Source organism: Actinomadura sp. NPDC048955, assembly GCF_040649435.1.
Lineage (GTDB): Bacteria > Actinomycetota > Actinomycetes > Streptosporangiales > Streptosporangiaceae > Spirillospora > Spirillospora luteofluorescens.
Genome location: NZ_JBEZJI010000143.1, coordinates 1 through 3,980 on the forward strand (window position 1 = coordinate 1; position 3,980 = coordinate 3,980).

The window sequence follows — 3,980 nt, forward strand, 5'->3', positions numbered from 1 at the left end:
GGACTGGCCGCTGCCCCGCACGTTAGCGGCCGTCGCGATGCGCGAGCACGGCCCCGACGCGCGGCACCCGGCGCTGCCCCCGGACGTCCTGCCGGCAACGAGCCCCCACAGCTTCTGTCAGTCGATTCGCTCGCTTCATACCGGCTACCTGCTTGAGTGGATCGCCAAGTTGGGGCCGCTGGGTCGTATTCAAGGTTCGTGACGTGGAAGGCAGGTACGTGCTGATCTCGTTCGCGAACGGGCATGCTTGGCCCGGCCCAGGTTGCCGCGCACATGCGAGGCTGGGTGAAGGGTGCGCGTGCTGTCGCCGGCGGGCCACCTGAGGTGGCGGTATGTTCACGGCCTAGGCGCCTGGGCCTGGTTGACGGACGCGGACTGGTTCCTTGCGGGAACTCCTCCCAGCGATCGGCGCAGTTAGCCGGCCAGGCCTGTTCAAGCTGCGTCGGTACCTGGCCTTCGGCCGACCGGATCTCCTCCACTATCAGAGCACCCCTGACAACCGGTGGGTGGGAGGCTGGCGATGTGGGCAAAGCCGGGCGCCATTGAGTCTCGCCAGACAGGCTCACCGGTAGCCGGGACCGGGGTTCACGTGAGGATAAGCGTCGAGCGCGGCGTGCACGGGGGTCCCCCGTCCCAGCGCACGGCCAGGATCGCGAGCTCAAAGCCGTTGGACATCGTCCACGGGAAGGCAGGCCCGTCGATTCACAGCTCGACCTCGCCGGAAAACCAGATCGGCGAAGCCTGACCCCCTCCGTGGGAGCCAAATTGATGAGGAAGGTCGGGGATTCACGGTGGGCAAGTCCAGCCGGGCGATGACGTGACTGCGGCGCTGTTATAGGGACGATTGTCAGCGATCCTGTCAGCTCAAAGGTCCCTTCCATCTGGGCAGCATCGAGTTGACTCGATGCAAGGTAAGCCAAGGCCGAAGCGATCCGCCCGCGCCGGGCCCGAGCATGCGCTACGCTTATGTGCTCGAAGAGACATCACAAGGCAATCGATTCTTTCGACGTCTATTGTGGTAATCTATTTGCCTCGCACGATGAGCAGAGTAGGTGAGTCTTCGATTTTCGACATAGAGGTCTTCTTTATCTGCTATGAATGCCCTTAATGAGCGGCCTGCTAGGGCTCAGCGAGTTCTGCATCTAGATTTTCCTCGCTCCGCTCTCTTCAACAGGAGGAGAGAACTGCAAGCAGATTTGGCTTCTGGCGTTGCCAGGAGAGTGTTTCTGGGCAGTAGTGACGAGGCAGTGAGTGTCGAACGCCTATACCTTGAAAACGGCTCCGTCGTCATACGCAAAGTGATGACGGAAGATCGGTTCGCCGACGCCGAGGAACTTGTCTCAATCTTCGGCCAGAGGATAGACGCCCCCGTGCCGATCGTCCTGCGAACCGACGCTAGAGAATTGTATATGGAACTCATGCCGGGCCGTCCCGCAGGGCTCGTTCTCCCTGGATTGTCAGCCGAAGCCGCCGCGCCGTATGTGCGGACCGTGGGGGGGCTCCTCCTGGGGGTGATCGATGCGGCGACGGCAAACGACGACCGCCATGAGTTCAATTGGCAGATCTCCGATGGCGGGCTCGTTTGGGGGATCGACCATGCTTCGGTCGACGTTGAAGATGGAGTGGAGAATGATGACGGAATTATGCTCCCTGGCGCAGGATCATCAAGTTCCCCCTTCGCAGAACACTGGTTGGTTCGAAATTCATCTTGGGAGGAAACTTGGAAAACTAACGCTTTGCATCCACTGGATGCAGAACGGCTTATCAAGCAAGCGATATCAATGCAGGGAGAGTTTCAAGCTCGCGGCTACGATCATTGGTGGCTGGTAATCGTGAAGCGCCTTGAAGCGATCGAGGAATATGCAAAGGGTGAGACGCCATGGCTGAAGCCAAGGCAAGCGGCGCGGCCAACCATACTGGGGGAGTGCAATTCGAGATCGTCGAAGTCGACGGATCATTCCGCGAGGCCTTCGAAGTAAAGTCGAACGGCTCGATAGTCGCCCAGTCAGAGAAGATAGCATCTCTGATTGAGTCTCTAATTCACTCACGGAGATGGTCTCCGCATCAAGCTGTCGACATATTTTCACGTGGATGGTCCAATGGCTATCTGTGTATTCGCAGGCCTGACGTTTAACGCGTTATCTCACCCTCGCCAAGTGTCGACTTTATGCGAGGTACTCATTAGCAATGGTACGCCTAGAATATGTTCCCTAATGTTCGATCGTCATCATGGTGTCCGGCCGACTTCTTCCGATGGCTTGCCTCGTGTAGGCGGCTCACAAGAAGGGTCGCTGTGGTCAGCGGTTTATGGACGGCGTGCCGACTTCAGTACTTGGGAAGCGGAGGAAGTGTTCCGACCGGGATGCAGTCCTTGATCGATGTGAAGCTTACATTGCACAGCTCAAGACGTCGTCGATCGACAGATTGAGGCATTTCAGCGGTGACGAGGCCGAGGTAGGTATCGCCGGGCGACAACATCTCACTCGGGTCGGCCGATTGAGCGTCGCCGCTTTGGTCCGCCTGCGATCGTGGAATGTAGGCACGCGTCCGCTGCACGGGATCGGATTGGCATTGAAGGCCGCCGCACCTGCTCCATCTAAAGACCATCTGCGGTGCCGGAGCTGGCAGAGGTCGATCCTGAAGGTCTCCCTTGACTTCGTAGATCACAGTTCCATACACCTGCCCGGCGGAAGCTGGTTGGCCGTCTGCAACGGGGCTTGTCCCGGCCGCCACACCTTGGAAGGTATACGGATAATCACCGCCGATTTTCAGAATCGCTCCGGATGCAGCAGGAATCACAGGGGCCGATGGTGTTAGTTCTCCAGGAGGGAGGGCTTTCCGGCTCGGCCGAGGAGCGCCGGTGGAATCTTGTGGTGTGCCATCGCCACACGCTGAGATGGTCAAAGAGAATGTCACAGCGCCGATGATTAGGGGCGAAGTGCGCATTTGTTCCCTCCTGGTCCAAGGCCGGGGGCGACTTCAATCTTCATGGATAGCACAGCGTATCTCCTGAAATGGCTGCTTTCGTCGGGGCCAGCAGTGCCGAGACCAGCCAGCCTAGGTTCAGCACACGTAAGCTTCGGCAGGACTGACGGTTCTGGTAAGTCGCCGCGCCTCCTTGCGAACGCAGTTGCTGCAGACCCAGCCGAGGCCAGGAACTGGGATCAGGTCTTTCCGTAGTTCGACATTGAGGCAGAGGACGCAGTCGTCGCGGTCAGTGCAGTGTGCGCATCGCAGATCCCCCTCTGGACCACTGGTCAGGTCCCTGAGTTCGGTCGGCTCAGCGCAGTGTGAACATGCCGATACATCGGTGGGAAAGCGTACATCCAAGTAGAAGCCCAGGTTCACGGGTCGCTCCGTTGCTGTTGGCTTGTGGGCAGTGGATTATCGGCGGCTGGCGTGCCGTGATGATGGCGCGTGGTGTCGGTCGGTGGGCCCGAGTCGGCGGGGACGCGGCTCGGGCCCACGGCGTCATGGCGGCAGAGTCACGCGCCGCTTTTCTCGACCAACTGGCGGGTCTAGGGGCGGTTGGTGTGGCACCACACCTTCACCGGAGCTCCGGCGTGCGTGGCCTCCACCACGTAAGCGACGTGGTCATCTAGGGGTTCGACTCGAGGCTGTGTGCGGAAGAAGGCCGCCCACTCGGCGATGCCGGCCCGCATTTCGTCATCGGCAGCGGAGTGCAGTTGGATGTTCAACGCCGGGATGAACTCGCTGATGTTCCAGGACGCGCCGGGCAAGTCGCGGGTGATCAGGTCGTACAGGGCGACGGCCGCGGTGATTTGCCGGGCCATGACCTGCGTGCGGCGTCCGTTCGGGCTCCAGCCGTTGGGCTCGACGCCGACAGAGCTGGAGACCAGACAGAGTGCCGTGCCTTGAGGGGACGCCATGCGAACCTCCTGGTTGTGTGGGTGCTGACGAGCTCTGCTCAGCGGCCTGCCGGGGCGGGGGGGAGGTGGTTTGGCTTGAGCCCCCCCCCC

The 3,980-nt window shown here is 60.6% G+C and carries 3 protein-coding genes and 1 pseudogene; 2 read left to right on the top strand and 2 right to left on the bottom strand.

All coding sequences use genetic code 11. The features are described 5' to 3' along the window. Together AB0C84_RS45380 and AB0C84_RS45385 are read left to right on the top strand one after the other, a co-directional pair. Nucleotides 1-202, top strand: a pseudogene (locus tag AB0C84_RS45380) (hypothetical protein); the annotation flags it as partial. Nucleotides 203-1,247: 1,045 nt separating this feature from the next. Next, a complete protein-coding gene (locus AB0C84_RS45385; protein ID WP_361078963.1) occupies nt 1,248-1,979 on the top strand; it encodes a hypothetical protein in 732 nt (243 codons plus the stop codon). Nucleotides 1,980-2,325: 346 nt separating this feature from the next. On the opposite strand, the gene AB0C84_RS45390 is transcribed toward AB0C84_RS45385, so the two are convergent. Together AB0C84_RS45390 and AB0C84_RS45395 are read right to left on the bottom strand one after the other, a co-directional pair. Continuing rightward, on the bottom strand, nt 2,326-2,799 hold the full coding sequence (locus AB0C84_RS45390; RefSeq protein WP_361078966.1) for a hypothetical protein: 474 nt from the start codon (nt 2,797-2,799) through the stop codon (nt 2,326-2,328). Nucleotides 2,800-3,518: 719 nt separating this feature from the next. After that, nucleotides 3,519-3,890 carry a hypothetical protein gene (locus AB0C84_RS45395; RefSeq protein WP_361078968.1) on the bottom strand — a complete coding sequence of 124 codons (372 nt, stop codon included), beginning with the start codon at nt 3,888-3,890 and terminating at the stop codon, nt 3,519-3,521. Nucleotides 3,891-3,980 lie beyond the last annotated feature (90 nt).

Bases quoted from the DNA above. Each gene is read 5' to 3' on its own strand.
- AB0C84_RS45395 (WP_361078968.1), bottom strand. From the start codon at position 3,890: ATGGCGTCCCCTCAAGGCACGGCACTCTGTCTGGTCTCCAGCTCTGTC.